20 protein-coding genes are annotated in these 24,987 nt (G+C 68.7%); 10 read left to right on the forward strand and 10 right to left on the reverse strand.

Going from position 1 to position 24,987, the window contains the following annotated elements; all coding sequences use genetic code 11:
• Positions 1-144: 144 nt before the first annotated feature.
• The 4 genes from LZC94_17050 to LZC94_17065 form a co-directional block, all read right to left on the reverse strand.
• Positions 145-1,407 carry an MFS transporter gene (locus tag LZC94_17050; GenBank protein WXB18931.1) on the reverse strand — a complete coding sequence of 421 codons (1,263 nt, stop codon included), beginning with the start codon at positions 1,405-1,407 and terminating at the stop codon, positions 145-147.
• A 6-nt stretch (positions 1,408-1,413) separates the two neighbouring features.
• Positions 1,414-1,959, reverse strand: coding sequence for a hypothetical protein (locus LZC94_17055; GenBank protein WXB18932.1), 546 nt, complete (start codon positions 1,957-1,959; stop codon positions 1,414-1,416).
• A complete protein-coding gene (locus tag LZC94_17060) occupies positions 1,956-3,578 on the reverse strand; it encodes a GMC family oxidoreductase (GenBank protein ID WXB18933.1) in 1,623 nt (540 codons plus the stop codon). Before LZC94_17060 ends, LZC94_17055 begins: the two co-directional genes overlap by 4 nt.
• Positions 3,579-3,655: 77 nt before the next feature.
• Positions 3,656-5,119: an aldehyde dehydrogenase family protein gene (locus LZC94_17065; GenBank protein ID WXB18934.1), complete on the reverse strand. Its 1,464-nt coding sequence runs from the start codon at positions 5,117-5,119 to the stop codon at positions 3,656-3,658.
• 184 nt (positions 5,120-5,303) lie between these two features.
• On the opposite strand from LZC94_17065, the gene LZC94_17070 reads away from it, so the two are divergent.
• Genes LZC94_17070 through LZC94_17080 form a run of 3 tightly spaced genes read left to right on the forward strand, consistent with a single transcriptional unit; the run spans position 5,304 to position 8,616 of the window.
• The gene (locus tag LZC94_17070; GenBank protein WXB18935.1) at positions 5,304-6,503 is read left to right on the forward strand and encodes a Gfo/Idh/MocA family oxidoreductase; all 1,200 of its coding nucleotides are present in this window, start codon (positions 5,304-5,306) and stop codon (positions 6,501-6,503) included.
• Positions 6,488-7,660, forward strand: a complete 1,173-nt coding sequence (locus LZC94_17075; GenBank protein ID WXB18936.1) for a dihydrodipicolinate synthase family protein — start codon at positions 6,488-6,490, stop codon at positions 7,658-7,660. Before LZC94_17070 ends, LZC94_17075 begins: the two co-directional genes overlap by 16 nt.
• Before the next feature lie 5 nt (positions 7,661-7,665).
• Positions 7,666-8,616, forward strand: coding sequence for a TIM barrel protein (locus tag LZC94_17080; protein ID WXB18937.1), 951 nt, complete (start codon positions 7,666-7,668; stop codon positions 8,614-8,616).
• 5 nt (positions 8,617-8,621) lie between these two features.
• On the opposite strand, the gene LZC94_17085 is transcribed toward LZC94_17080, so the two are convergent.
• Positions 8,622-9,530 (reverse strand): LysR family transcriptional regulator, encoded by a 909-nt coding sequence (locus LZC94_17085; GenBank protein WXB18938.1) that lies wholly within the window; start codon positions 9,528-9,530, stop codon positions 8,622-8,624.
• 69 nt (positions 9,531-9,599) lie between these two features.
• Here LZC94_17085 and LZC94_17090 point away from each other — a divergent pair, with 69 nt between their 5' ends.
• Positions 9,600-10,826, forward strand: a complete 1,227-nt coding sequence (locus tag LZC94_17090; GenBank protein ID WXB18939.1) for an MFS transporter — start codon at positions 9,600-9,602, stop codon at positions 10,824-10,826.
• On the opposite strand, the gene LZC94_17095 is transcribed toward LZC94_17090, so the two are convergent.
• The 5 genes from LZC94_17095 to LZC94_17115 all read right to left on the reverse strand — a co-directional run bounded on the left by LZC94_17095 (position 10,823) and on the right by LZC94_17115 (position 18,631).
• Positions 10,823-13,537: a M1 family metallopeptidase gene (locus LZC94_17095; GenBank protein WXB18940.1), complete on the reverse strand. Its 2,715-nt coding sequence runs from the start codon at positions 13,535-13,537 to the stop codon at positions 10,823-10,825. The two genes, LZC94_17090 and LZC94_17095, sit on opposite strands and share 4 nt — an antisense overlap.
• Before the next feature lie 92 nt (positions 13,538-13,629).
• A complete protein-coding gene (locus tag LZC94_17100; GenBank protein ID WXB18941.1) occupies positions 13,630-14,898 on the reverse strand; it encodes a lactate racemase domain-containing protein in 1,269 nt (422 codons plus the stop codon).
• A 16-nt stretch (positions 14,899-14,914) separates the two neighbouring features.
• Complete coding sequence (locus tag LZC94_17105; GenBank protein ID WXB18942.1) at positions 14,915-16,480, reverse strand: altronate dehydratase family protein; 1,566 nt, start codon at positions 16,478-16,480, stop codon at positions 14,915-14,917.
• Entirely contained in the window at positions 16,473-17,894 is a 1,422-nt protein-coding gene (uxaC, locus tag LZC94_17110; GenBank protein ID WXB18943.1) for a glucuronate isomerase, read from the reverse strand. The genes LZC94_17105 and uxaC overlap by 8 nt, the downstream gene beginning before the upstream one ends.
• Entirely contained in the window at positions 17,891-18,631 is a 741-nt protein-coding gene (locus LZC94_17115; GenBank protein WXB18944.1) for a FadR family transcriptional regulator, read from the reverse strand. The genes uxaC and LZC94_17115 overlap by 4 nt, the downstream gene beginning before the upstream one ends.
• 191 nt (positions 18,632-18,822) lie before the next feature.
• On the opposite strand from LZC94_17115, the gene LZC94_17120 reads away from it, so the two are divergent.
• The 6 genes from LZC94_17120 (at position 18,823) to LZC94_17145 (ending at position 24,558) form a co-directional block, all read left to right on the forward strand.
• The gene (locus LZC94_17120; GenBank protein WXB18945.1) at positions 18,823-19,620 is read left to right on the forward strand and encodes a glucose 1-dehydrogenase; all 798 of its coding nucleotides are present in this window, start codon (positions 18,823-18,825) and stop codon (positions 19,618-19,620) included.
• A 182-nt stretch (positions 19,621-19,802) separates the two neighbouring features.
• Positions 19,803-20,219, forward strand: coding sequence for a hypothetical protein (locus LZC94_17125; GenBank protein WXB18946.1), 417 nt, complete (start codon positions 19,803-19,805; stop codon positions 20,217-20,219).
• Entirely contained in the window at positions 20,155-21,468 is a 1,314-nt protein-coding gene (locus LZC94_17130; GenBank protein WXB18947.1) for a hypothetical protein, read from the forward strand. The genes LZC94_17125 and LZC94_17130 overlap by 65 nt, the downstream gene beginning before the upstream one ends.
• A 17-nt stretch (positions 21,469-21,485) precedes the next feature.
• Positions 21,486-22,583, forward strand: coding sequence for a sugar kinase (locus tag LZC94_17135; GenBank protein ID WXB18948.1), 1,098 nt, complete (start codon positions 21,486-21,488; stop codon positions 22,581-22,583).
• Between the two features lie 29 nt (positions 22,584-22,612).
• Entirely contained in the window at positions 22,613-23,239 is a 627-nt protein-coding gene (eda, locus tag LZC94_17140; protein WXB18949.1) for a bifunctional 4-hydroxy-2-oxoglutarate aldolase/2-dehydro-3-deoxy-phosphogluconate aldolase, read from the forward strand.
• A gap of 50 nt (positions 23,240-23,289) precedes the next feature.
• The gene (locus LZC94_17145; protein WXB18950.1) at positions 23,290-24,558 is read left to right on the forward strand and encodes a sorbosone dehydrogenase family protein; all 1,269 of its coding nucleotides are present in this window, start codon (positions 23,290-23,292) and stop codon (positions 24,556-24,558) included.
• The last annotated feature ends 429 nt before the right edge of the window (positions 24,559-24,987 follow it).

Raw genomic sequence — 24,987 nt, forward strand, 5'->3', positions numbered from 1 at the left:
CCGCACGCGAACCTCAGGAAGCGCGCCGATCCCGCACCTTCGTCTCACCCGCCTTGCTGCGCCGCTGCAACACGCGATGTCGCACGTCGCAATGGGCGCGCGTTCGGGCGGAGATCGGCTCGTGCGCAGGGCCGTACCCGCCGCTCATCCCCCCGCGCCAAAGGCAATCCCCTTCGCCTCTTTCCCCGCGGCGGCCAACACGGCGAGCAGCACCAGCGCCGGCACCACGGTCACGGAGAGCGCAAAGGGATACCCGTGCTCGCGCGCCACGTACTCCTGAAGGGGCAGATTGAACGCCGCGATGCAGTTGCCGAGCTGGTACGTCACCCCGGGGTAGAAGCCGCGAATGGCGTCGGGCGACATTTCGGTGAGGTGCGCGGGAACCACGCCCCACGCGCCCTGCACGGCAATTTGCATGAGAAACGCCCCGAGGCCGAGCAGGCCCGCTCTCGTGGAGTACGCGAACAACGGCACGATGGGGAGCGCCAGCGAGGCGCAGAGCACGATGGTCCGTCGCCGCCCGAGATGCTCCGAGAGCCCGCCGAAGACGAACCCGCCGATCATCGCGCCGATGTTGTAGACCACCGCGATCCACGTGGCGGTGCTGGCCGAGAGCCCCGCGCCCGACTGCGTCGTGGCCCGCAGGAACGTGGGGTACACGTCTTGGGTGCCGTGACTCATCCAGGCGAAGAGGGTCATCAGCGCCACCAGATAGACGAACCTTCGCAGGACGGCGCGGTCGAAGATCACCTCGCGCAGGGGCGTGTTGGTCGCGCGCAGCTCGTCGCGGGTGCTCGCCCACGCCTCCGACTCGCTCACCTTGGCGCGGATCAGGAGGCTGATGAGCGCCGGAAAGATGCTCAAGCCAAATAGCCACCGCCAGTTCAAATGCAAGAGCGTGTGCAGCAGCAAGAAGGCGAGGGAGGCCAGCAGATAGCCCATCGAATAGCCCTGCTGCAGCACCCCCGAGAAGAACCCGCGCCGCGAGGCGGGAATTTTCTCCATCGCCAGCGCCGCGCCCAGGCCCCACTCGCCCCCCATGCCGATGCCATAGAGCAACCGCAGCACCAGCAGCACCGTGTAGTTCGGCGCAAAGGCGCAGAGAAACCCCACCACGGAGTAGAAGGCGACATCGACCATGAGCGGGATGCGGCGCCCCACGCGATCGGCCCAGAGCCCGAAGAGAAAGGCGCCCACCGGGCGCATGGCCAAGGTCACGGTGGTGAGAAACGCCATCGTCGGCAAGGAGACCCTGAGCTCCTCGCCGATGTCGGCGTAGACCAACACCACCAGAAAATAGTCGAACGAATCCATCGCCCAGCCCAGAAGGGCCGCGGTGAAGGCGTGGCGCTGATCGGGGGTGAGCCGCTCGCGCGCCGGCGCTCGTTCACCGCCGAGCGCGTTCATGGTTCGCTAGCGGGCGCCCCGCGGATCCTGCCGGCAAATGGAGCCGCGGTGCATCACCGGCGCGAGCAAGTCGGCCTGGACCGGCGCGCTCTCGACCGGGATGGCCGCCCGCCCGTAAAAGCCAATCCGGCGCTGGATCTCCGGGTGCAAGAAATACGCGCCGGCGACGATCTCGGCCAGCGCCGCGAAGGCGAGCGGATGTTGCTCACGCAACCATTGAGCTGCGCGGGCCGGGTGGTCGATGGCCGCCGAGCACGCGAGCGCCTCCCGCAGCGGCGGCGCGAGATCGGGCCGCGCCGCGAGCACGGCATCGACCCCTGCGCCGGCGATGTCGGTGGCGCTGGCGGCGGGCATCTCGCCGTCTGCCGGGATCAAGGCGTCGGCGAGCGCCTCGAGCCATGCGCGCGCGCTGCGATCGAGCCACGCGTACGCTGTGCGATCGAGCGGGCCAGCGGAAGCCGGCGCGGTCGGCACAGTCGCCGAAGCCGGCGAGGTCGGCGAAGCTGGTGAAGTCGGTGAAGCCGGCGGGACGAGCGGGACGAGCGGCATCATGCGGGCACCCTTTGTGTGCGACGTTCCGAGATCATATGCTCCGTGCAGCGCAGCGCCAGCGCGCAGATGGTGGCCGTCGGGTTCATGCCCGAGGAGGTCGGCCAGATGCTGCCATCCATGATGTACAGATTGGGTACGTCGTGGGCGCGGCCCCAGGGATCGACCACCGACGTGGTTCGGTCCATCCCCATTCGGGCGGTGCCGAGCTGGTGCCAGCCGGTCTCCCGGATCTGCGGGGCCACGAACGTTTTGTAGGCGCCCGCGGCCTCCAGCGATTCGCGGGCGCGCGCCACGTGAAAGTCCATCAAGCGGGTCGAGTTCTCGCTCACGCGGTACAGAATCTTCGGGGCGGGGATGCCATCCGTGTCGGTCAAGGTCGGGTCGAGCACCACCCGGTTCGACTCCTCGGGCAGATCTTCGGCCACGATGCCCCACATGGCCGAGTGCCCGAGCCGCGCGCGCACGTTTTCGTGAAAGCTCGGACCCCACACGGGGTTGGCGTGCCCCCATGGCCAATCGCGGGTGGCGCTGACGGGACCGCCGGTGGGCTGCAATCCCCACTTGGCGCCGCGCACGAAGCCGCGGCGCGCGTCGGTCTCGTAGAACTGCAAGGTGTAGATGTGCTGCCCCCACGGCCCTTGGGTGCTCTGCATGTTCTCCGAGAACAAGCCGGTCACCACGCCGAAGGGGTGGAGCATCAGCCGCCGCCCCACCATGCCCGACGCATTGGCGAGGCCCTCGCCGTGGCCGCGGGTGGCCGAGAGCAGCAAGAGGCGCGGCGTGCCGATGCCGTTGGCCGCCAGGATGATCACGTCCGCCCGGGTGATGTGCTCGCGCCCCTCGCGATCGATCCACACCGCGCCGTCGGCGAGGCCGCGCGCGTCGACCGCGATCTGCCGCACCCGCGCGCCCGTGATCAAGCGCACCCCCAGCTCCACCGCGCGCGGCCAGTGCGTGCGATCCGCGCTGCCCTTGGCGCCGTCGGCGCAGCCCCAGAGGCACGTCCCGCGCTGCACGCACGGCTTGAGCGCGCCGTAGGGGCGGGTGGCGATGGCGTTCGAGCCGGGCCACCAGTGCCACCCCAGCGCGTTGTGCGCGGCCGCGACCCTGCGGCCGATGCGGCCCATGGGAACGGGGGGCAGCGGCGGGCCCTCGCCCGGCGGAAAGGCCGGATCGCCGGCGAGCCCGGAGATGCCGAAGGCGCGCTCGACGCGCTCGTAGTACGGGCGCAGATCCTCGTAGGCGATGGGCCAATCGTCGGCCACGCCGTCGAGGGTGCGCACGCAAAAATCCGAGGGGAGGTTGCGGTGCCACTGCGCCGCGAAGATGACGGTGCCCCCGCCCACGGCGTTGTACTGCACCACGTCGATGTCCGACTCGGTGCCGTTGATCGGATAATCGGCGGGGAGCTTTCGCGTATTGGGGTTCCACCCCCAGTCCGCGCCGGCGTTGATCTCGAAGTCGGCGTGCGCCCCGCGCGCTTTGCGGTAGTCGGGCCAGTCCCCTTGCTCGAGCACCACCACCCGAAACCCCTCCTCGGCGAGGCGGGTCGCGGCCACGGCGCCCGCGGGGCCGGCCCCAATGATGCAAATGTCGGCGCGCTCTTGGTTCGTAGGCATCGTCCTCACGATCGAATCGTCATTCGTTCATTGGCAATCAATGCAAATCAACGCAAATTCATGCGCATCGATGCCGATCAATAGGGATATGCGACCGGCGTGCGCTGCACGCCAATCCACCTTCGCTCCGTGAACTCGTCCAGATTGGCGGCGCCGCCCGAGCGGCCGCCCATGCCGGAGGCGCCGGTGCCGCCGAAGGGCACGTGCGCCTCGTCGAGGCAGGTCGCGTCGTTGACGTGCACCATGCCCGAGCGGACCTGCTCGGCGAACGCCAAGCCGCGCATGACGTCGCCCGTGAAGACCGCGTTGGTGAGCCCGTAGCGGGTGCCGTTGGTGAGCGCGAGCGCCTCCGCCTCCGTGTCCACCACCACGACGGGCGCCACCGGACCGAACACCTCCTCGGTGTAGATCGGCATGGTGGGGGTGACCCCCGTGAGCACGGTGGGCCGCACGAAGAGGCCATCGTACGTCCCGCCCTCGGCGATGGTCGCGCCTTGCACCACCGACTCGGCCACCAGCTTCAGCGCGCGATCGCGCTGCACCTCGTTGATCATCGGCCCGAGCCCCACCTTGTCCGAGGAGGAGGGATCGCCCACCGCGATCGCCCGCGTGCGCGCCACCAGCGCCGCGGTGTAAGGTTCGGCCACCGCGCGCATCACGATATGCCGTCCGGCGGTGATGCACGTCTGCCCCTGATAGTGAAACGACGACCACGCGCCCACGGCGCTGGCAAGATCGACGTCGGCGTCGTCGAGCACCACGAAGGCGTTGTTGCCTCCGAGCTCCAGCGCGATCTTCTTGAGGAGCCCGCCGGCTACGCTGCCGATCCGCTGCCCCACGTCGTTCGAGCCGGTGAAGTGGATCATCGGCACGTCCGGGTGACGAACGAGCGCGTCGCCGATCTCCTCGCCCAGGCCCGGCAGCACCTGCAGCACGCCCGCGGGCAGCCCCGCGTCCTCGAAGAGCTCGGCCAGCAGATAACCGCCGGTGATGGGCGTGAGCTCCGCGGGCTTGAGGAGCACCGCGTTTCCGAGCGCCACCGCCGGCGCGACCGCGCGGAGCGCGAGCAGGAGCGGGAAGTTCCACGGCGTGATGATCCCCACCAACCCCACCGGCACCCGCTCCACGATGCTCAACTTGCCCGTGTTGCGCGAGGGCAAGACCTCCGCGCGCGGCGCGCTGCAGAGCGCCGCGGCCTCCTGGAGCTCATGGAGGCTCGCGTGGATTTCATGGTGCGCTTTGCCGCGGATCGAGCCCGTCTCGCGCACGATCCAATCGGCGAACTCCGAGGTGCGCTCCTCGAGCAGCCGCGCCACCCGGCGCAGCACGGCGGCGCGCACGTCGTATGCGGCGGCCGCCCATTTTCGTTGTGCACCATTTGCGAAGGACACCGCCGCGGCGAGATCGCGATCGGTCGCGAGGGCCTGCTGGCCGAGCTCGCGCTGCGTCGCCTTTTCGTAGGAGGCGAGCGTTTGATGGGAGCTCGCGGGGCGCCATTCGCCGCCGACGTAGAGCCTTCCGTTCCATCGCGTGGAGCTCATTGGCTTCCTCCTGACTGGGTCGAGCATGCCTTTGGGCACGCGATATAGGTAAGCGTTTACCCAGTACTGTCATTGCGATAGAACTGTCAAGCATGCTCGAAAAGGGCTGCGCTTGACCTGCAATCCTTCGCCGAATACGTTTTGAACCGGAAAGCGTTTTCCGGGAAATCGAAAGGGAAATGCGATGTCCACTGCGGTCCTGCGCGTTTTGATGAATGGAGTCACCGGCCGGATGGGCTACCGGCAACACCTGGTGCGTTCGGTGCTGGCCATCCGCGACCAAGGCGGGGTGCAGCTCGCCGATGGTTCGCGCGTTCGGCTCGAGCCCGTGCTCATCGGCCGCGACGCACGCAAGCTGCGCGCGATGGCCGAGCGCCACGGCATCGAGCGCTGGACGACGGATCCGAGCGAAGCCCTCGCCGCCTCGCGCGGTGCGATTTACTTCGATGGCCAGGTCACGCCGGCGCGCGAAGCCTCGATCCGCGCGGCCATCGCGGCGGGGATGCACATCTACACGGAGAAGCCGTCGGCCGATACGGCGGCGGGGGCGATGGCGCTCGCGCGGCTCGCGCGGGACGCCGGGGTGAAGAGCGGGGTGGTGCACGATAAGCTTTTCCTGCCGGGGCTCATCAAGCTGAAGCGGCTGGTGGACGGGGGCTTTTTCGGGCGCGTGCTCAGCCTGCGCGGCGAGTTCGGCTATTGGGTATTCGAAGGTGATTGGCAATCGGCGCAGCGCCCTAGTTGGAATTACCGGGCGGCCGAGGGCGGCGGGATCGTGTCCGACATGTTCTGCCATTGGTGCTACGTGCTCGAGCACCTCTTCGGGCCGGTGCGGGCGGTCATGGCCAAGGCGGTGACCCATATCCCGCACCGCTGGGACGAGCAGGGCCGCCCGTACGATGCCACGGCGCACGACGCGGCGTATGCCATCTTCGAGCTGGGCGGGGGCGCCATCGCGCAGATCAACTCGTCGTGGTGCGTGCGCGTGCACCGCGACGAGCTCCTGGAGCTGCAGGTCGACGGCACCGAGGGGAGCGCGGTGGCCGGGCTGCGCAGCTGCCGGGTGCAGCACCGCGCGACCACGCCGCGGCCCGTGTGGAACCCCGATGTGCCGGCGGCCGAGAAATTTCGCGAGGGCTGGCAAGAGGTGCCGGACAACGCGGAGTTCGACAACGCGTTCAAGGCGCAGTGGGAGCTCTTCGTGCGGCACGTGGTCGAGGACGCGCCGTATGCCTTCGATCTGTTCGCCGGCGCGCGCGGGGTGGCGCTCGCGGAGCTGGCCCTGCGCGCGTCGGCCGAGGGGCGGCGCATCGAGGTGCCCAACGAATCCCCCCCGACCCGGCCTTCGCTCGGATGGGACAGCGGCCGATGGCCCTCGCGCTGAACCTCCCGGCGGAGGACGGCGCGCGCGAGCGCTACGTGCTGCGCGAGCCCGTGGAGTGGCCCGTTCCATCGCGCCCGGCGCGCGCGCGGATCGCCTACGCGGCCGCCCATGTGGTGGCCGATCCCCGGGGCGACAACGCGCCGGGCGCGCCGGCGGCCATCGACTGGGATGCGACCTCGGCGTTCCGGCGCCACCTTTGGTCGTATGGATTGCGCGTCGCCGAGGCGATGGACACCGCCCAGCGCAACATGGGCCTCGGGTGGCCCCAGGCGCGCGATTTGATCCGGCGCAGCACCGCGGAGGCGCGCGCCCTGGGCGATCCGTACGAGCTCCTGGCGTGCGGGGCGGGGACGGACCAAGCCGCCGCGGATCTCGCGGATCGCGGCGCCGTCCTCCGTGCGTACATCGAACAAGTCGCGGTGGTGGAGGAGGCGGGCGCCCGCGTGATCCTGATGGCGAGCCGGCAGCTGGCGCGGCTCGCCCGAGGGCCGGACGACTACCACGCGGTGTACGGGGAGCTCCTGCGGCAGGCGCGGCGCCCGGTGATCCTGCACTGGCTGGGGGACATGTTCGATCCGGCGCTCGCGGGCTACTGGGGCTCGCGCGATCGCGGCCGCGCCACCGAGTCGTTTCTGGCGCTGGTTCGCGACCATGCGCCCAAGGTCGATGGCGTCAAGGTGTCGCTGCTCGACCGCGAGCACGAGGTGGCGCTCCGAGGTCGTTTGCCGGCCGGTGTGCGGCTCTACACGGGCGACGACTTTCACTACCCCGACTTGATCCGCGGCGACGAGGCGGGCCACAGCGATGCGCTCTTGGGCATCTTCGATGCGATCGCGCCGGCCGCCGCCGCGGCCTTGGCGGCGCTCGATGCGGGCGACGCCGAAGGTTACGCGGCCGCCTTCGGGCCCACGGTGCCGCTCGCGCGCCGCATCTTCGAGGCGCCGACGTACCACTACAAGACGGGGCTCGTGTTTCTCGCGTGGCTCTCCGGCCGCCAAGACGCCTTCGTCATGCTCCACGGTGCAGAGCGCGCGCGCTCGGCGCTGCACCTCGCGTCCGTCTTCCGCCTGGCCGACGCAGCGGGCCTCTTGCCCGATCCCGCGCTGGCCGCCCATCGCATGCGCGCCTTTCTGGCGACGTGCGGGGTGCCCGCGTGAGCGTCATGCACCCGACGCACCCCATGCACCCGACGCACCCCATGCACCCGACGCACCCCATGCACCCGACGCGCCCCATGCACGATGCACCGAGCGGCCGCCCCGCATCCATCGCGACGCCATCGCCAGGCGATCCGCGCATCGCCGACCTCTCGCTGAACCAATGGACGACGCGCCACTGGACGATGCCCGAGGCCATCGAAGGCTGCGCGCGCGCCGGAATCCCCGCCATCGGCGTATGGCGCGAGCCGTTGCAAGCGCACGGCGTTGCCGCCACCGCCAAGCATGTGCGCGACGCGGGCTTGCGCGTCTCGTCTTTGTGCCGGGGCGGCTTCTTCACGGCGCAGGAGGCCGCGCAACGCGCCGATGCGATGGCCGACAACCGCCGCGCGATCGACGAAGCCGCCGCGCTGGGCGCGCCTTGCCTGGTGCTCGTGGTGGGCGGCCTTCCGCCCGAGAGCCGCGATCTCGTCGCCGCCCGCCGCCGCGTCTCGGCCGCCCTGGCCGAGCTCGTGCCTTACGCGGCCGCCGCGGGTGTCCGCTTGGCGCTCGAGCCGCTCCACCCGATGTACTGCGCCGATCGCGCGGTGCTCTCGACCTTGGCGCAAGCCCTCGACATGGCCGAGTCGTTCCCCGCGGCGCACGTGGGCGTCGTGATCGACGCGTTCCACGTCTGGTGGGATCCGGAGCTCGCCGCCCACGTCGCGCGCGCGGGCGCTCGCATCGCCTCGTTTCAGGTCTGCGACTGGCTCGTGCCCGTGCCCTCCGACCTCTTGCTCGCCCGCGGCATGATGGGCGACGGCGTCATCGACCTTCGAGCGCTCCGCGCCGCGGTCATGGCCGCGGGCTACCGCGGCGACACGGAGGTCGAGATCTTCAACGCCGCGCTCTGGGCAACGCCGGGCGACGACGTCGTGGCCACGGTCGCGCGCCGCTACGTGGAGCACGTCGTGTAGCCCGCTCATCCTCGATCGCGCAGGGCCCTTCGCACCGTCTTGCGCAGCCAGGCGTGCGCCGGATCGCCGTCGAATCGGGGGTGCCAGGCTTGCGCGATGTTCACGGGATCGAGCACCAGCGGGATCTCGAGGATGCGCAGCTTCAAGATGGGGGCGACGTGCTTGGCGAGCACCCACGGGACCGGGACGATGTAGTCGCTCTCGGCGGCGACCCACGCGCCCGCGAGGAAGGCCGGGACCACGAGCTGCACCGTTCGCGTGAGGCCGAGCTCCTTCAAGCGCGCATCGATGGGGCCCGTGGTGAGCCCGCGGCGCGAGATGGCGACGTGCCCGGCGCCGGTCGCAAAGCGACGGGGCGTGAGGCGCTTGCTGGCCAGGGGGTGCCCTTCGCGGACGACGGCCACCATGCGGTCGTGGTACACGGTCTGCACCCGCAAATCGGCGTGCAGCTTGGTGTGGACGCCGACGTCGAGGTCGATCTCTCCGGAGCGCAGCATCTCCTCCCGGACGTAGTTGGGCCCTTCGGCGACGATGCGCAAGGTCACGTGCGGTGCCTGCGCGCGCACCAGCGCGTCGAGCGACCGCCCGAGGAGGACCGCCGAGTAGTCGTTCGCGTGGAGGGTGAAGATCCGAACGAGCGTCCCGAGGTCGAGCCGCTCGTTCGGGCGCAGGATGCTGCGGACCTCTTCGGCTGCGAGCCTCACCCGCTCGCGGAGCTCGAGGGCGCGGGGGGTCGGGAGCATCCGGTGGCCCGCGCGGACGAAGAGCGCATCGCCCGTCGCTTTGCGGAGGCGCGCGAGCGTGCGGCTCATGGCCGGCGCGCTGACATTCATCCGGCGCGCGGCGCCGAAGACGCTCTCCTCCCGGAGCAACGCGTCGAGGGACAAAACGAGGTTGGCGTCCACCAATTGCATGGTGTGCACTTTTAACATGAGCCAAATGCATTCGACGCATTTGGGGCGGGACCCTAGGTTTTCACCGCCATGACGACACCTTCGATGGCGGTGACGGCCGGAGATCCGGCCGCCGCGCCGCGCTCGCTCTTGCGCGCGCTTCTTCCGCTCTGCGCGTTCTTGTTCCTCTGCTATTCGACCATCGCCATCCCGCTACCGCTCCTCCCGGGGCAGGTCCACGACGTGCTCGGCTTCGACGCCTTGATGGTCGCGGTGGTCATCGGCATTCAATCCCTCGCCACCTTGGCCACGCGGCACACGGTGGGGACCCTCACCGATCGGCGCGGTCCTGCCTGGGCCGTGGTCGCCGGCGCCGCGACGTCCTCGCTCGCGGGGCTCGTCTACCTGGCGTCGGTTCCCTTCGCGGCCGGCGCCCCCACGGTGAGCCTGCTCGTGCTGATCCTGGGGCGCCTCGTGCTCGGGCTCGGGGAGAGCCTGGCCATGACGGGCGTGCTCGTGTGGGGCATCGGCCTCGTGGGGAAAGAGCGCGCCGGCCGCGCGATGGCGTGGATCGGCATCTCCATGTACGGGGCGTTCGCGGTGAACGCGCCGCTGGGCGCATTCCTCGGAAAAACGTACGGCTTCGGCGGTGCGGCGCTCCTCGCTGTGGTCGCGCCCATCGTGGCGCTGGGGGCGGTGTTCGCCACGCCCAAGCTCGATGCGTCGCGCGCGGCCGCGGTGCGCGTGCCGTTCCATCGGGTCATCGGGATCATCTGGCGCCAGGGGCTCGGCCTCGCCTTCGCGACCTTGGGGTTCGGCGCGCTCTCCGCGTTCGGGCCGCTCTACTACCAGGCCCACGGCTGGCCCGACGCGGCCTTTGCCCTGAGCGCCTTCGGGGCGGCGTACATCCTGGCGCGCCTCTTCTTTGCCACCTTGCCGGATCGCTTTGGCGGCGCGCGCACCGCCGTCGTCTTCTTGAGCATCGAGATCGTCGGGCAGCTCGTGCTCTGGCGCGCCAGCTCCCCGTCGTGGGCCGCGCTCGGCGCCACCTTGACGGGCTTCGGCTTCTCCCTCGTGTTCCCTTCGCTCGGCGTGGAAGCCGTACGCCGCGCACCCCCGGAGAGTCGCGGGGTCGTCCTCGGCGGGTACGTGGCGTTCTTCGACGTATCCATCGGCTTGCTCGTTCCCCTGGCGGGCGTTTTGGTCCGCGCCATGGGGTTCTCGTTCGCCTTCGTCCTCGGCGCCGCGAGCGCCGCCTTGGCGCTCGCGCTGACGTGGATGGCGTCCGCCCGCGCTCGGACGGGCGCCGGCCCCTAAAGCTTCTGCAAGAAGCTCTGAACGTTGGGCGCCTGGCGGGTGCGGTAGGCGGCGCACAGCTTGATGGCCTCCGTGGTCTGCGCCAGGATGCGCGGCCCGCCGAGGTAGCGCGGGGCGCGGTCGCGGAAGAAGCTCTCGAGATCGGCGCGGTGCGCCTCGTCGCAGAAGGCGGAGCCGGATTGCGCCAGGCGGGCGATGTCGTCGCGCGGGATGCGCGCGGCGAGCGCGTCGAAGTTTTGCTTCACGAAGTCGTAGGCGAGCTGGCGGGTGGCGGGGGCAGCCAGGGCGCCCCAGCGCAAGGTCGACGACTCGCGCGGATCGAACTCCTCCGACAGGAGCAGCGGCAAGCTCGCCCGCACGATCTCCGGATCGCGGAACTGCCCCAGCGCGTACAGGATCTGCGTGCGCTCGTGCCGGTCTTGGGCCTTGCGCGCCGCCGCCAAGGTTTGGTCGAACAGCGCGCGATCGCCCGTGCGCGTGGCGATGCCCAGCACCGCATCGACCATGTCCGCGTCGACCCCTTTGCGCTCGCCGAGCCAGCGCTGCGCGAGCTTCTTCGCCTCGGCCGCCAGCGCCCGATCCTCGCCTTGATCGGCCACCAACGACACCAGCGATTGACGGAGCAGCCGCGTGTCGTCGCTCTCGCCCGCGCGGGGCACGAAGCCCAGCTTGCGCGCGCGGGGCCCGTACGTGTCGCGGATGAAGCGCGCGTACTTCGGCCGAAGCGCCGCCGGGAACATCTCCGTGTCGCGCAGACCCGACACCAGCTCGATCGTGGCCGCCACCACCGCGCCCGACGGATCGTTCGCCAGCTTCGGCACCACCGCCAGCGCGTCCGCGTACGAGACCTTGCCGTTTTGCACCAGCGCCGACAGATCGGAGAGCAGCGCCGTCTTCTCCGCTGCGGAGAAGCTCTTGGACCCGCTGTCCAGGAGCTTGCGCAGCAGATCGCCCTCGTAGTGCACGCGGTAGTAGCCGCGCGCGTCGGCGTTGGCCTCCACCCACGCCGGGCACGACGCGGCCTCGGGGAGCGCCACCTCGCTCTTCGCCTCGGTGAGCAAGGTGCACGCGAGCGCATCGCCTTTCTTGCCCGGGTAGCGCGCGCACACGGGGATTTGCCACCTGGCGTCCGTGCTGCCCTCGGAGCCGAGCGGCAGATAGCGCGCTTGCGAGAGGGCGAGCTTGGGCGGCTGCCCCGCGTCGCACCGCAACGAGGCGGTGACCAGCGGTACGCCGGGTTGATTCAGGAACGAGCCGAACGCGCCGATGAGCGGCGCTTGGTTCCCCTCGAACACGGCGGAGAGGAATTGATCGGCGGTGGCCGTCCCGTGCGCGTACTTGGCCAGGTAGCGCTGGACGCCTGCGCGAAAGACCTCGGGGCTGGCCCATGTCTCGAACATGCGGATGACGGCGGCGCCCTTGCGGTAGGTGATGTCGTCGAACGCGTTCTTGACGTCGTCCTTGCCGAGGATCGGCTGGCGGATGCGGCGCGCGCTCACCAAGCTGTCGTTGCGCATCGCCCGGTCCGTGTGAAGGACGCGGCTCGCGCCCTCGTTCCACTCGGGCTTCCACCGCTCCAGGGTGCGGCTGGTCATCCAGGTGGCGAAGGCTTCGTTGAGCCAGATATCGTCCCACCACGCGGTGGTCACCAGGTCCCCGAACCACTGGTGCGCGAACTCGTGCGTCGCCACCGAGGTGTAGGCATGGCGAAAGCGCGTGGTCTCCCGCTCCGGGCGCGAGAGAATGAGCCTCTGGTGGAAGGTGATGAGCCCGGGGTTCTCCATGGCCCCGCCCCCCATCGGCACATCGATGCAGTCGAGCTTTTCGTACGGGTAGGGGATACCGAAGTACGCCTCGAGCTCGTTGAGTACCTGGGGGGATACTTCCTTTGCAAAGCGCGCCTCGGCCGCTCGGCCATGCGGCACGATGATGCGAATGGGGGTGCGATTTTTTCCTGCGGTGCCGGCGTCGACCACGTCGAACGGGCCCACGCCGAGGGCCACGAGGTAGCTCGGCAGCGGCTTGGTCTCCGCGAACTGAACGATCTTGTAATCGCCCTCGATCTTCTCCGAAACGGAAGGCGTATTGGCGAACGCCTGCTGGTCGCGTTTGACCTTGAGGCGGATCTTCCAAGGCGTCTTGAACCCGGGCTCGTCGAAGCACGGAAACGCCCGGCGCGCATCCATCGATTCGAAGTGGGTGAAGACGTACCACTGGTCGCCTTCTTTTTGCTTGAAGAGGCCGTGTGAGTTCTTGCGCGAGAGCTCACCCGAGTAATCGAGCACCAAGGTGGCTTTTCCGGCGGCGAGCGGCTGCGCGACCTGGATGCCCACGAAGTCCTCGCCGCCCGGGATCACCTTGGCCGGCGCGCCGTTCACCGTGGCCGTGCGAACCTCGATGCCCGAAGCATTGAGCCACACCACATCCGAGGGCGCCATGAGCTCGACGCCAATGGTGATATGGCCGTCGAAGCGCTCCTCCGTGGGCACCACCGTCAAGGTGGCGTCGTAGGCCGTGGGCTTGATCGACTCGGGCAGGCGCAAGGCCGGCGGCTTTGGCGCGGCAGCTCCGGGGGCGGAGGCCACGGGGGCCGGGCCCGACGCGGCCGGTGCAACGGGTGCGGCCTTTGCGGGCTCCGTGGCGTCGTGCGCTTGGCAGCCTGCGAGCGCCAAGAAAATAGCGAATAGGGAGGTGCATCCAATCTGGCGCATGGTCTTTCCTCCATATCGCGCCTTGGATGCCCAGGCGATACCGATTTTCGAACGATTGAAAAGGATTGAAGAAGACGGAGGACGAAACTTTTCTATGTGGCGAGCCGATAAAGCTTTTCCCCAGCGTGGTGAACCACCAGGACTCCCTCGTCCTCGCGCCCTTCGAAGGCCTGCACATCGAGGGTGCGCGGGTCGCAATAGCCGAGGCCGATGCGGTGGCATCGCTCTTCGGAAATGCCGGTCGCCAGGGTGACGCGAATGCGCGGATGTTCGGCTTCTTGCGCTGCGTCATACGTTCCGGCGCCGCGGACGTGGGTGCTGTGCGCCAAGATGGCCCACGGCAAATCGCGAAAGCGCTCCCACTGCGCAACGAAGTAGTCGCGCACGTGGTAGCCCACACGGTCGATCCAGGCGCCGTGTGTGTACGACACTTCTCGAAGATGAGGCGCGTACACGATCACCTCGCCGCCGTCCGCCAGGATCGGCTCGGTCTTGTAGACGGCCTTGGCGGCGGTCCAGAGATCGTCGTAGCGCGCGGCCGGCATCGACAGCACGGTGCGAAACGGGCGCGGAACGCGGACGATGTTCAGCTCCCGCGAGAGCTCCGCCGCCGCCCGAAAGGCCTCTTGGTGGGCGCCGAGCCACATGCCGTGCAGCCGGTCGCCCTCGAGCACCATGGTCAGGCAGAGCACCTCGCAGGGGACGAAATCGGCCGCGCGATGGATCACCCGCCGCACCGGTGTATCGCGCACGCCGATGGTCTCCATGCTGGTGCAGAGCGCGCCCAGCCAGTGCGTAAAGTCGATGATCTCGGGCCCGGCCACCCCCGGAAAGAGGTACTTGGCCCCGCCGGAGAAGCCCGCCACCTCGTGCGGAAAGACGGGGCCGCAGAGCAGCACCACGTCGTACTCGGCGACGAGACGATTCAGGCGCACGGGGATCGCGCGGCTCAAAAGGCCGTCGCTGAGCGTGTGGGTCTCGGACTCCGAGATGACGCCGAAGGTTCGGAGCGCATCGTCATCGTCGTAGCGATGGTTGAGCACCCGAACCCCCGGGTAGCGCGCCGCCCGCTCCTCGGCGCCCATGCCCACCAGCCGCGCGATGGCCGGCTCCGGCATGGGCGGGTGGGTGCCGAGCGCGATCAAGTAGCCGAGCTCGCGCACCCGCGGCGCGAGCTGGTCGCAGAGGATCCGAAAGAGCAGGGGAACGGGCGCGGTGCGCGTGCCATCGGGCACGATGACGAGCACGCGCTTGCCGTCGAGCGGGCGCTCGGCGAGCGCGCCGGCGAGGAGGTCCTCCACCTCGGCATCGCGCAAGGTGGTGCTGGCGGAGCCCCGCCCTCGAAGCGCAGGCTCGCTCACGATCGGCGCTCCATCGTCATAGGGTGGGCCCGCGCATCCACGGCGCGAACTCCGCCTCGCCCAGGCCGAGCTGCTCGCTCTTGGTCGGCTTGCCCGAGGCGACGGCCAGCACCTCGTCGAGGATGCGCTCCCCCACGTCTTGGGGCGACGCTCCATCGAGGATGACGCCGCAGTCGATATCCATATCGTCCTCCATGCGCCGGTAGAGCGCCGAGTTGCTCGCCAGCTTGAGCGAGGGCACCGGCTTGCAGCCAAAGACGGAGCCCCGCCCGGTGGTAAAGCACACCAGGTTCGCGCCGCCCGCGACCAGGCCGGTGACCGACACCGGATCGTAGCCCGGCGTGTCCATGTACACGAACCCCTTCGCCGTGATGGGCTCCGCGTACCCGACCACGTCCGTGAGCGCGGTGGTCCCGGCCTTGGCGATGCCGCCGAGCGACTTCTCGGCGATGGTGGTGATGCCGCCCGCGAGGTTTCCCGGCGAGGGGTTGCTGGTGACGTCGGCCCCGTGCGCGGCGAGGTAGGTCCTCCACCAATCGACCCGTTCCGCGAGCTTCCTGGCGACGGCGTCGTTCGTGGCGCGGGCCATGAGGAGGTGCTCGGCCCCGAAGATCTCCGGCGTCTCCGCCAGCACGCCCGTTCCGCCCAAGCGCACCAGCTCGTCGACCGCCGCGCCCAGCGCCGGGTTGGCGGTGATGCCGGAGTATCCATCGGAGCCCCCGCAGTTGGTCGCCAGGATCAAATCGCTGGCGGGCCGCTTGGTGCGCCGCGCCTCATTGGCGAAGGGCAAGAGCCGCGATACGGCGGCGACCGCGGCCTCGATGGCCTTGCGCGTACCGCCTTCGTACTGAATGCCAATGATGGGGGGCGCGCGGTTCGTCGCCAACAGCGACAGGCGATGCCGCTCCACCATGGGGCCCGCCTGCGCCACCTCGCACCCCAGCCCGATCACGATGTACGCCGCGATGTTCGGGTGGTGCGCGTACCCCGCGAAGACGCGCTCCAGGGTGTCATGATCGTCGCCGCCCGCCACATGACCGCAGCCGCCTTTGTGGGTGAGCGCAATCACGCCATCGACGTTCGGATAATCGCGCGCCACGTCGCGAAAGCGGTCGCGCATTAGGTGGCTCACCGACGCCGAGCAATTGACCGTCGAGAAGACCGCCACGTAGTTGCGCGTTCCCACCCGCCCATCGGCCCGGAGATACCCCTCGAAGTACCGCATCGCCTCCGCCGCGGACGGTCCGGAGCTCCCCGCGCCGCCTCTTTGGCGCTCGGGGGGAGCCGCCAACGGGAAGCGCCGCCCCCCCATCTCACCGCCTCCCGCGGCCCCCACGCCCACGGCGCGCAGATTGTGAACGTGCACATGCTCCCCCGGCTCGATCCGCGCCGTGCACACGCCAATCACTTGTCCGTACCGATGCACCGGCTCCCCGATGGCGCGCGCCCGGATGGCCACCTTGTGCCCCGCACCAATCGTATGGGCGAGCGGGACCGGCCCGTCGTCCGTCTCGATCACGGTGCCCCGTGCCAAGGGCTCCTTGGCGATGACCACATCGTCGCGCGGGTGGAGTTTAATCATCGAGCTTGTACGCGCGCCTCGCTAGGTTGTAGGCCAAATCGACGGCCAGCTCCGCCGCCTCGTCCTCGTCCAAACGATGATCGGCGACCCATTTGGCCAAAAATCCGCAATCGACCCGGCGGGCCACGTCGTGCCGCGCAGGAATCGATAGAAACGCCCGCGTATCATCGTTGAAGCCCGCGGTATTGGAGAAGCCGGCCGTCTCGGTCACCGTCTCGCGGTAGCGCCGCATACCCTCGGGGCTATCGAAGAACCACCACGCCGGCCCCAGCTTCAACGCCGGATAGTGCCCCGCCAGCGGCGCGAGCTCGCGCGCATACGTGGACTCGTCGAGCGTAAACAGAATGAGGGTCAGCCGCCGATCGTTGCCGAAGCGATCGAGCAGCGGCTTGAGCCCGCGCACGTAGTCGGTGCGCGTGGGGATGTCCGCCCCTTTGTCCTTGCCGAAGTCACGAAAGATCTCCGGGTTGTGATCGCGGCATGCGCCGGGGTGAAGCTGCATGACCAGCCCGTCGTCGACGCTCATGCGCGCCATCTCGAGGAGCATCTGGCCGCGGAACCGCTCCGCGTCCTCGGGGGCGAGGGGACCCTCGAGGGCCCGCTGAAACAGCGCCTCGCACTCGCCCGGCGAGTGATCGAAGGTGGCGGCCGTGGGGTGCCCGTGATCGGTCGAGGTGGCGCCGAGCGATGCAAAGTACTGACGGCGGTTGGCGAGCGCCTTCAAATAGCCGGACCATGTCGCGGTGTTTTCCCGCGTGATCTCCCCCAGCGCCGCCACATTGGCGCGAAAGCCCTCGTAGTCGGGGTCGACCACCGGATCGGGGCGAAACGCCGTAATGACCCTCCCAGACCACCCCGAGCTTCGGATCTTCCGGTGGTGAACGAGCGGATCCAGCGGCGACTCGGTGGTCGCCAGGACCTCGATGTTGAACCGCTCGAACAGCGCCCGCGGACGAAACTCGGGCTGCCGCAAGCACCCGTCGATGCGGTCGTAAATGCGATCGGCCGATCCCGCCGTCAGCCGCTCGCGAACGCCGAACGTCTCGCTCAAGGCGTGGGTGAGCCACATGCGGGAGGGGGTGCCGCGAAAGAGGTGCCAATGCTCGGCGAAGAGGCGCCAGATTTTGCGCCCGTCGCGCTCCACCGGTTTGCCGTCGCGCCGGGGGACGCCGAGCGACTCGAGCGGGATACCCTGGCTGTAGAGCATCCGAAAGACGTAGTGATCCGGCACGATCAGCAGGGCCGCGGGATCGGGGAACGCTTCGTTCTCGGCGAACCAGGCCGGATCGGTGTGGCCGTGCGGGCTCACGATGGGCAGCGCGCGCACGTGCGCGTAGAGGCGGCGCGCGATGGCGCGCTCGGTGGGGTCCGGGGGGAAGAGGCGGTCGTCGGAGAGGAGCGCGGGGGATGTCATCGTCGGGACCTCGTGGCGGCGGCCAGGGATTCGCTCTTCTTGAGCGCATCCCAGCCGCGGCTGAACTCGCGATCCACGCGATCCAAATGCTGCCGCATCGCAGCGCGCGCGCCGCGCGAATCGGCGGCCTCCAGCGCCTCCAGGATGGCGCGGTGATCGCGGAAGGTGGCGGTGCGCAGCTCGGGCGTTCGAAAGTGATGCTCCATGCGCTGCCAAATGACGCCGCGCCCGCGGTCCCAAAGATCCTGCACCACCGGCAAGAGGGCGCTGTTGTGCGTGGCGCGCGCGATCCCCAGGTGAAAGGCGCGATCCACCGACTCGGTATCCCGGGAGCGGCGGATGAGGGCCTGCATCTCCGCCACCGCGGCGCGAATGGGCTCCAAGTCCTCGGGCCTCGCGTTCTTCGCGGCCTCCGCGGCAATCTCGCCCTCGAGGAGCCAGCGCGCGCGCAGGTGCTCGAAGGGGCCGGGCGCCTCGCCCGCGTCCTCCACCACGGCCACCGGTCGCGGCGCGGCCACGAAGATGCCGGCCCCGACACGGACTTCGACCTTTCCTTCGATCTCCAGCGCGATCAGCGCCTCGCGCACCGAAGGGCGCGATACGCCCAGTTGGACGGCCAAATCGCGTTCGGAGGGCAGGCGGCTGCCTCGTTCGAACTCACCCGATTCGATGAGGGCGGAGAGCTGATCGGCAATCTGGCGATAAAGGCGTTGATTCTCGACGGTTCGTATCGGCATGGCGTGCGCCAAGTATAGGCCGCCTCCGCTGAATGTCTGGACACCACCGGTTACTTGGGTGTAACGCTATCGAAGCATGGTCAGGCTGTCAAGTGGCCTTACCACTTGGTAGCTGGGCCCGCTGGGGCAAAGAAGCAATGAAACGTAGGGTTTCGGGGGCTATGAATCGGGGGGCGATGGATCAGGGAGCGATGGATCAGGGGACATCCGGTGCGGGGTTTGGTGGATTGCGCCTCGACGGGCGCGTGGCGGTGGTGCTGGGCGGGACCACGGGCATCGGTCGCGCGCTGAGCCTGGGGCTCGCGGACGCGGGGGCCGACGTGGTGGCCTCGGCCCGAAGGCGCGAGCCGCTCGAGCAGGTGGCCTCGGCCATCGAGCAAAAGAACCGCCGAACCTTGCGCATCGCCTCCGACGTGGCCGACCGCGGATCGCTCGTGCACCTCCTGAACGAGGTGGTGAGCGCCCTCGGCAAGGTCGACATCCTCGTCAACTGCGCGGGCAAGACGAAGCGCACGCCCACCCTCGACGTGGGCGAAGACGAGTGGCACGACATCCTCGAGACGAACCTCACGGGCACCTGGCGCGCCTGTCAGGTCTTCGGGCGGCACATGCTCGAGCGGGGGTATGGACGCATCATCAACATCGCGTCGCTCTCCACCTTCGTCTCTTTGTACGAGACGGCCGCCTACAATGCGAGCAAGGCGGCGGTGGGCTCGCTCACCAAGACCTTGGCGGTGGAGTGGGGATCGCGCGGTGTGTTGGTCAATGCCATCGCGCCTGGCGTGTTTCGGACGGATCTCAATCAGGGCTTGCTCGATGGAACGGAGCGGGGGCGCGAATTTCTTCTGCGCACGCCCGTAAAACGATTCGGGCGGGTGGAGGAGCTCGCGGGCGCCGCGGTCTTTCTCGCATCCGACGCGGCCAGCTTCATCAACGGCGAAATACTCGTTGTCGACGGAGGATTTTTGGCGAGTGGTGTCAATCAGTAGCTTGAACGCGATTGTCGCGAATTAAGGGCGCTGCGCCTCGATAGGAAACCGGTTTCCTACCCGGTGCCGCAATGTGTCTTTCGTTCTCACCCCGAGCGCTTTGCTCGCACAAGGAGCACGAATATGCCGATACGTTCCCTTCGAGTATCGGTCATGGCATTTGCCGTGGCCACGATTTTCCCATGGGCCGCGCGCGCGCAAACGCCACCGACATCACCTTGGCCACTGCCACCGACCGCTCCTTCGGACACGCCATCACCTTCCGCGCCGCCGCCCTCCGCCGCGCCATCGACCCCTCCGCCCTCCGCCCCACAACAGGCCCCTGCCGCCCCGCCCGCGCCGCCACCCGCCGAGGCCCCGCCGCCTCAGGCCGCGCCGCGCCCTGTCCCAATCACCGCGCCGCCGCCAACGGCCGTTTCCCCGGCATCCGCACCGCCCGCATCGGCGCCGCCCGCGCCCGCTTCCGCACCTGCGGCACCCGCAGCGGCGGCGGCACCCGCCGCGCCGCGGGGCCCCTTGCCGATGGACTACGCCATGAAGCGCGGTCTCACCTCGACCACGGAATTTGCGCGCGCGCCCTATACGGTGAAGATTGGTGACGACAAATCGCCGTGGAAGATCAGCATTTACGGCTTTGCCGAGTTCGACGTGATGAACGACTCCACGCGGAGCTACTCCGATGTGGCGCAATCCAACGTCATCGCCCGCGACGAGACCTTGGCCGGGCAAAAGGGGCGCACGCAATTCACGGCGCGCAACAGCCGCTTCGGCTTCAAGATGGAGTCCCCGGCCTATGCCGGCATCACGGCGCTGGCCGTGATCGAGGGCGACTTCATGGGCAACCAGCCCCCGGGAGTGTCCGAATATGCCTTCTTCGTCAATGGAACGTTTCGTCTGCGGCATGCGTACGTCAAACTCCTCTCCGACGTCGTCGACGTCACGGCGGGCGAGAGCTATGTGCTCTTTGCGCAGCAGCCCTTTTTCTTTCCCTGTTCGGTGCAGTTCCTCCCGGTGCCGAACCAGGTGCTCCACCGCTCGACGCAGTTTCGCCTCTCGCACACCTTCAAGACCGATCCCGTCAACATCGACGTCGGCGTGGCCGCCGTGCGACCCATTCAACGCGACTCGTCCCTGCCCGAGGGGCAAGCCGCGCTGCGGCTGCAGATCAACGATTGGAAGGCGCTGCACACCCCGGGCTCGCTGGGGACCACGGCGGACGGCGCGGCCATCGGCGTGTCCGGCCTCGTTCGCGGCTTCAAGGTCGACGAGTTTTCGGCGCAGCCCAAGGGCACGCAGACCGAGACCGGGATGGGCTTTTCGGTCGACGCCCTCGTCCCCATCATCCCCGTTCCCAACCCCGATACCCGCGCCAACGCGCTGACCGTCACCGGCTCCTTCGTGGTGGGCCGCGCCATCGGCGATCTCTTCGGCATGCAGTCGGGCATCACGAACCCACCGCTCCCCAACCCCACCAACGCGCCCAACCCGCCGGCCTTTCCATCGAACGTGGACAACGGCATGGTCATTTACGACGCGTCTGGCCATTTGCACACCATCGATTGGCGCGCATTCGTGGTAGGACTGCAGTACTACCTGCCTCCATCGGGGCGCGTCTTCGTGGCCGCCAATTACTCGCAGGGCGAATCGCCGAACGTCGCCCAGATCCTCGACCGTTCTCTGGCCACCAGGGTCTACAAGCGCCAGCGCTATTTCGACGCCAACCTCTTCGTCGACATCACACCGGCGGCGCGCGTGGCCATTTCCTATCAGCTGACCACCCAGACCTTCGTGGACGACGCCACCGCGCGGAATCACCGATACATGCTGGGTATATATTACCTCTTTTGATCGCGGAGCACATCATCATGGGTTTGACGATACGACCAAAGACGGAATGCCGATTCGATCTCGTGGCGCTGGGCGAGGTCATGCTTCGCCTGGACCCGGGCGAGGGGCGCATTCACACCACCCGCACCTTTCGCGCATGGGAAGGGGGCGGCGAGTACAACGTGGCGCGCGGCCTCCGCCGTTGTTTTCGATTGGACACGGCCATCGTGACCGCGCTGGTGGACAACCCCGTGGGCCGCCTGGTGGAGGATTTGATGCTCCAGGGCGGCGTCGATCTATCGCACGTGCGCTGGGTGCCGTACGACGGGGTGGGGCGCTCCGTGCGCAATGGATTGAACTTCACGGAGCGCGGCTTTGGTTTGCGCGGCGGCGTCGGCTGCTCGGACCGCGGCAACACGGCGGTGAGCCAGCTCGGGCCGGGCGACGTCGACTGGGACCGCATCTTCGGCCGCGAGGGCGCCCGCTGGTTCCACACCGGCGGCATCTTCGCGGCCCTGTCCGAGTCGTGCGCCGCGCTGGCCGAGGAGGCCATGATCGCCGCGCACCGCCACGGCGTGATCGTCTCGTACGATTTGAACTACCGCGACTCGCTCTGGAAGGGCATCGGCGGGCGCGAGCGGGCGCAAAAGGTGAATCGGGCCCTGGCGCGTTACGTGGACGTGATGATCGGCAACGAGGAGGATTTCACGGCGGCGCTGGGCTTCGAGGTCGACCACGTCGACGAGCGCTACTCCACCTTGGAGGTCGCGTCGTTCGAGCGCATGATCGCCAAGGTCTCGGCGGTGTATCCGAACTTCTCCGTGGTCGCGACCACCTTGCGGCAAGCCAAGTCGGCCTCGCGCAACGACTGGAGCGCCGTCTGTTTCTCCGACGGACGCCTGCACGTGGCGCCGCAGCGCGCGGAGCTCGAGATTTACGATCGCATCGGGGGAGGCGACTCGTTTGCCTCTGGCATGATTTACGGCTTCCTCCACGGCAAGGGCCCCCAGTGGGCGGTGGAGTGCGGAGCGGCGCACGGCGCGCTGGCGATGAGCACGCCGGGCGATACGTCCATGGCCACCTTGGCCGAGGTGGAGAAGGCGATGAAGGGCTTGGGAACGCGGGTCGAAAGGTGAAATCTCCGATGCAAGCAGTCGATCGAATCGTGAATCTGGGTATCGTCCCGGTCATCCGGGCACCCTCGGCCGAGCTGGCGCAGCGGGCCATCGACGCGGTGCGCGCAGGCGGAATCGACGTCATCGAGGTGACGATGACGGTCCCGGGTGCCGTGCCGCTCATCGAGTCGCTGGTGCGCCGGTATGGCAGCGACATGCTCATCGGCGCGGGCACCGTCCTGGACGCCGAGACGGCCCGCGCCTGCACCTTGGCCGGCGCCGCGTTCGTCGTAAGCCCCATCCTCGACGAGCCGACCATCGCCTCGTGCCGTTCGTACGGGGTGCCGGTGCTGCCGGGCGCGCTCACGCCCACGGAGATCGTGCGCGCGGTGCGGGCAGGGGCCGACATGGTCAAGGTGTTTCCGTGCGGGGCCATGGGCGGCGCGAGCTACATCAAGTCGCTCAAGGCGCCGCTGCCCCAGGTGCACCTGGTGCCGACCGGCGGCGTCTCCGAGAAGACCGCCGGCGACTTCATTCGCGCCGGCGCCAGCGCCATCGGCGTGGGCGCGGACTTGATCGACGTCGAAAAACTCCGCGCCGGCGACACCGATTCCATCGTGGCGAGCGCGCGCCGCTATGTGAACGCGGTGCAATCGGCGAGGGCCGCGATGGGTTGACGGGACGCTCGCGCTTGCGGCCGGTCGTGGGCCGGGGCTAAGGCAAGGGGATGAACCTTCTTTCGGTCGCGGGTTGCTCGCTTGGCTTGGCGCTGATCGGCTGCAAGGGCCCGCAGCGCTCGGTGGTGTGCGGCCCCGCCGATCCGCGCGCCGCCCCGGTCTTCGGCGTGAGCGCGCTGGGCCACTACGATATCAAATCGGCGGAGCTCCCGCCGGTGCACGAGGACTCGACGGAGAACGCACCCAACGTCATCCCGCGCCCGGCGGGCGCATCGCTGATCCTGCCCGAGGGCTTTTCGGCGGCACCGTTTGCCGAAGGTCTCTTCAAGCGGCCGCGTTGGCTCGCCGTGGCACCGAACGGCGACGTCTTCGTGGCCGACGCCGACGCGGACAGCATCCTGGTGCTCCGCGACACGGACGGCGACGGGCGCGCCGACGCCCACTTCGTCTTTGCCACCGATCAGAAGAAGCCCTTTGGCATGGCCTTTCACGAAGGGTGGCTCTACGTCGGCCACACGGACAAGGTCGTGCGCTTTCGCTACGCGCCCGGCCAAACGGCCGCGAGCGGTCCCCCGGAAAAAATCACCGAGCTCCCCGGCCGCGGCTACCGCGAGCACTGGACGCGCAACGTCGCCATCCATAACGGCAAGCTGTACGTCACCATCGGCTCCAAATCGAACGCGGAAGAAGAGCCCGCGCCGCGCGCATCGGTCCTCGAGATGAACCTCGACGGAAGCGATCGGCGCACCTTCGTGTCGGGCACGCGCAACCCCATCGGCCTGGCCTTCCACCCCGAGACGCACGCCCTGTGGGCCGTCGTGCAAGAGCGCGATCACCGCGGCGAAGACCTGGTCCCCGACTACGTCACCGAGCTAAAGCCGGGCGCCTTCTACGGCTGGCCCTACGGCTACATCGGCCGCCGCCAAGACCCCGCGCACCAAAACGAGCACACCGAGGAAGTTCGGACCATGGCCGATCCCGACGTCCTCCTGCAAGCCCACTCCGCCGCCATGGGCCTCGTCTTCTACCAAGGCTCGATGTTCCCCGAGGAGTACAAAAACGACGCCTTCGTCGCCCTCCACGGCTCCTGGAATCGCGTCAAGCGCACCGGCTACAAAATCGTGCGCATCCGCATGAAGCAAGGCCGCCCCATCGGCGGCTACGACGACTTCGCCGTCGGCTGGATGCTGGGGGAAGACCGCTGCGACGTCTGGGGCCGCCCCGTCGGCCTCGCCGTGGCCAAAGACGGCGCCCTCCTCGTGGCCGACGACGGCGGTCATTTGATTTGGAGTATTCGATACGCTTCGAAGAAAGATTGAACCGCCACCGTTCGATCGAAGGAGCCACGCGCGGCGCGCGCGAAGCTCGGATACTCCGAAGCCATGATCCCGCAGTTGCTTTACACGGACGTTCTCAACCCCGATCGGGTACGCGAGTTACGAGCTTACGAACCCCACGCGAGCGGCCCATATCGCACGAGGCGCGAGGCGCACGCGGTCCCGAAAGGGCGCCATTTTGCGCAAAGGGCCCGCACATGGGTGACAACTTCCGTCAGCGCCATCGTGGTGTCGCTCGTGGCAGCTCAGAACGCGCGGTTGACGAAAACAATGCGTTGGTTGCAACCCATCGGGGCTCGTCGGGAGACCTCTTCCCACATTGGGCAGGAACGATGGATTCGTTCGTCCTGGCGTGCGCACACTTCGTCTCCGCGACCAGGGGCGTGAAGCTTACGGCGCCCGCTTTGGCGC

The sequence above is a fragment of the Sorangiineae bacterium MSr11954 genome (assembly GCA_037157815.1).
Lineage (GTDB): Bacteria > Myxococcota_A > Polyangia > Polyangiales > Polyangiaceae > Pendulispora > Pendulispora albinea.